Origin of the sequence: Mailhella massiliensis, assembly GCF_020741395.1 — a bacterium.
Classification (GTDB): domain Bacteria; phylum Desulfobacterota; class Desulfovibrionia; order Desulfovibrionales; family Desulfovibrionaceae; genus Mailhella; species Mailhella massiliensis_A.
Genome location: NZ_DYZA01000180.1, coordinates 1 through 4,050 on the forward strand (window position 1 = coordinate 1; position 4,050 = coordinate 4,050).

3 protein-coding genes are annotated in these 4,050 nt (G+C 56.7%); all 3 read left to right on the forward strand.

What is annotated here, in order from left to right:
* Positions 1-175, forward strand: a 175-nt coding sequence (locus tag K8W16_RS08915; RefSeq protein WP_304122799.1) for a metal-sensing transcriptional repressor, incomplete at its 5' end; no start/stop codon positions are given.
* A 97-nt stretch (positions 176-272) separates the two neighbouring features.
* Positions 273-2,138, forward strand: coding sequence for a cation-translocating P-type ATPase (locus tag K8W16_RS08920; protein ID WP_304122797.1), 1,866 nt, complete (start codon positions 273-275; stop codon positions 2,136-2,138).
* Positions 2,139-2,347: 209 nt separating this feature from the next.
* On the forward strand, positions 2,348-3,208 hold the full coding sequence (locus K8W16_RS08925) for a YitT family protein (protein ID WP_304122798.1): 861 nt from the start codon (positions 2,348-2,350) through the stop codon (positions 3,206-3,208).
* Positions 3,209-4,050: the final 842 nt, after the last annotated feature.

Genomic DNA, 4,050 nt, shown 5'->3' on the forward strand with positions numbered 1-4,050 from the left:
CGAGGACGTACTCGCCCAGATTAACGCGGCCAAATCCGCGCTGCACCGGGTGGGACAGGTGGTGCTGGAAGGCCATATCAATCACTGCGTGCGCGACGGTATAGAACACGGCGATGCAGAACAGACCATCGCCAGCTTCACCAAAGCCGTGGAGCGCTTTGCCAACATAAACTGAAAGATTCTCGGCTGTCTGTGCAGCCGTTTTCCGTTCTTGACAAACCTATACCCCTATAGGTATTTTATCCATACCCCCATGGGTATAGGAGATGTTCATGAACAAGAAGGATATGCTGTCTCTCTGGCGTGATTTCAAAGTGGATATCATCTGCCTTGCCGTTTCCGGCATAGCGCTGCTTCTGAGCATGGTCGCACCTTCCGCCTTTGCCGTGGATCCGGCCTGGGTGGCCATTCTTCTGTGCGGCGTTCCCATCATCAAGGACGCCGTCATCGGCCTTGCCACGGAATTCGATATCAAGGCCGACGTTCTCGTGGCCACGGCGCTCATTGCTTCCGTCATCATCGGTGAAGATTTCGCGGCCGGGGAAGTGGCCTTCATCATGCAACTCGGCGCACTTCTGGAAGAAGCAACTACAGCCCGAGCCAGGGCAGGCATAGAAAAACTGGTGAACCTCACACCTCAGACGGCGCGCTTTCTACGCAACGGGGAAGAAGTCACGGCCCCGGCCGATGATGTTCGGGCGGGCGACCGGCTCCGTGTGCTCCCCGGGGAAACCATTCCGGCCGACGGCGTCATACTGCGTGGTGAAAGCTCCGTGGATCAGGCCCTGCTCACCGGCGAATCCCTGCCTGTGGACAAAAAGGAAGGGGATGAAGTTTTCAGCGGCACGGTGAACCTTTTCGGATCCTTCGACATGAAAGCCACGCACAGCGGAGAGAACAGTTCCCTCCAGCGCATGATACGGCTCGTACAGTCTGCGGACGCGGGCAAGGCCAAGGTGGTTCGTCTTGCCGATCGATGGGCTACATGGATAGTGGCGGGAGCCTTTGCCGCTGCCCTTGCCACATGGCTCGCTACCGGGGAAATCATACGCGCAGTCACCATTCTCGTAGTGTTCTGCCCATGTTCCCTGGTGCTGGCCACTCCTACAGCCATTGTGGCGGCTATAGGCAACCTCACAAGGCACGGTATTCTGGTAAGAGAAGGGGATGCTCTGGAACGCCTCGCAGATGTCACGACCTGCGCCTTCGATAAGACGGGTACGCTCACCTGCGGCACTCCTCACGTCGCAGCCGTATGCACGTTCGACAGCGCCCTGTCCGAACATGCACTATATCGCCTCGCGGCGGGTGCAGAACAGCGTTCGGAGCACCCTCTGGGCAAAGCAGTGGTGCGGAACTTCAGGGAACTCAATGATTCTGCCCTCCCCGCCGTGGATGAATTCCAGATGGTGCCTGGCAAGGGAGTGCGCGCCCTCATGGAAAAAAACAGCGTGCTCGCGGGAAGCGCCGCCTTCCTTGAGGGCGAGGGATGCCGTCTGCACGAGGTCCAGCTCAAGCAGGCGGAGACCTTCGTGGCTGAGGGCTGCACCATCATCTGGCTGGCCGTGAACGGGAAGGCTGCCGGTTTTCTTGCCCTCTCCGATCTTCCGAGGCCGGATGCTGCGGCCACCGTACAGGCTCTGAAGGACTCCGGCATCACCCCTGTGCTGCTCACGGGAGACCATAACAATGCGGCCCGACATATTGCGGAAAAGCTAGGCATACGCGATTTCCATGCCGAGTGTCTGCCGGAAGACAAGTTGCGCTTCATGGACGCGCGACATGACAAGGTATGTATGATAGGCGATGGCATCAACGACGCTCCGGCGCTCAAAAAAGCCCATGTGGGCATGGCCATGGGCGGCATGGGCAGCGACATTGCCGTAGACGCAGCCGATCTTGTACTCGTGCGCGACGGTATAGGCGAAGTACCGCATGCCTTCCGCCTTTCCAAGCGCATGATGGCAGCCATACGCTTCAACCTCACCTTTTCCATGCTGTTGAACTTCGCGGCAATCATCCTGGCGGCTCTGGGCCTGCTCAGTCCGGTGACGGGTGCTCTGGTTCACAATGCCGGTTCCGTGGCCGTCATCCTCCATTCCGCACTTCTTCTGAAGTGGGAAATACGACAGGACTGATCCCCGAAAATCAATACAAAAAAACAAACCGTTGCGCCGCTGCCCCCCAGTACCGCTCCGGAACACAGGTCGTAAACAGCCTCGCTCCGGAAACACACCGTCTTCTTCATCGAAATACGTCAGGAGGCTCCCTTGGGGGCCTCTTGCTATTTTTTCAGGAAACCGTAAAGAAGGGGCGGAACCCATCACCTTTTCCCGAGAGGACGCCCATGCCGTTCAGCTGGAAAAACGACTTCAAGATCATTCTCGCCGTGTGCGTCGCTTCCGTCCTCATGGCTCTCAACATCAACACATTCGTACAGACCGGCGGACTCTATCCCGGAGGGGCCACGGGACTTACCATCCTCATCCAACGCATTGCGGAAAAATTCCTGGATATCCGGCTTTCCTTCGCTGTGGTCAACTTTTTGCTGAACATGATCCCCATCTACATCGGGTTCCGCTACATCGGCAAAAGGTTCACGCTCTATTCCTGCCTCATGATCGTGCTCACCGGTATTCTTACTGACCTCATTCCCTCCTATATCATCACCTACGATATCCTGCTTATCAGTATTTTCGGCGGCATCATCAACGGCTTCTCCATAAGCCTGTGCCTGCGTATGGACACCACAAGCGGCGGCACGGACTTCATCGCCATTTACCTTTCCCGTAAAAAGGGTATCGATTCCTGGAACATCATTCTCTATTTCAATGTGATCCTGCTGCTTGTGGCGGGGTTCACCTTCGGCTGGGACAAGGCGCTCTACTCCATCTTCTTCCAGTACACCACCACGCAGGTTCTGCACATACTCTACACACGCTACCAGAAAAAAACACTGTTCATCGTTACCGACAATCCCAGGGAAGTGTGCGACGTCATCTATGCCACCTCCAAGCACGGGGCGACCATCCTCAAAGGGGAAGGTTCTTTCCACCTGAACGAACGCAGTCTCGTCTACTCCGTAGTTTCCAGCGACGAAAGCAAGAAGGTCGTGAACGCCATACGGGAGGTAGACCCCTATTCCTTCATCAATACGGTGAAAACCCAGGAACTGGCCGGTCTTTTTTATCAGCGCCCCACGCTGTAGCCCCTGGCCATGCCCGCAACGCCCCGGCTTTCGCTTCGGGACAACCCGCTTTTCCGGACGTCCCAGGTATATCGCTCTTGTCCTGAGTATCCCGGAAGTATCTCCCCCTTCGCGCCATGTATCGGATACGTCCCCTGAAAATATGCGGGAAGGCGCGGCTCTTCCCCCCCCCGCGAAAAACAAACGTCATTTTTCCCGGGCCTTTCTCTATCCACGGTTTTCTCCTTTGCCTCTACTATCCTTGCTTTCACCCCCTGCAAGGCCACCGGCCCGGCCGTACAGGCTTTGCTCTTCTCCCTTCACAGAAGTAAGCCTCGATCAACTCATTGCCCGACGGCAACAGATTTGAAAGCGGCCTTACCATATCTGTTTCCTCCCCCCACGCTTCTTCCCGGGCACCAGTCTCTCCCGGGAACGCTACGGCGCTCATACCCATCCGCCGGCAAAAGGCATAAAGCGAGAGCTACGGCCCCCTGTCGGGCAGGGCCGTCATCATTTCCGCAAAGAACACTCAATCCATTCCTGTCGTACAGCGGACAACAGGCGGGACATACGAACACAACCCCCTCATGCCTCCGTCACGAACCTTCCCGCCATCACTCCGCCAGGAGGCTTTTCCTGTGCTGCATCGTCCGCCCCTTCATCGAGGAACTCATGGACTCTCAGTTCCGCGAAGAAATACTGTTATGGGGATGAGCCCCTCCTGTGAACAGTCCGCCAGAGCTCGCAGCTCTCGGAAGCCTTCCCCGATCTGGATTTCTCATCCGTCACCGTGAATCAATAAACCGAAAAACCTATCTCCATGAAACGAAGAGCCGGCCCTTTCGGACCGGCTCTTTCTC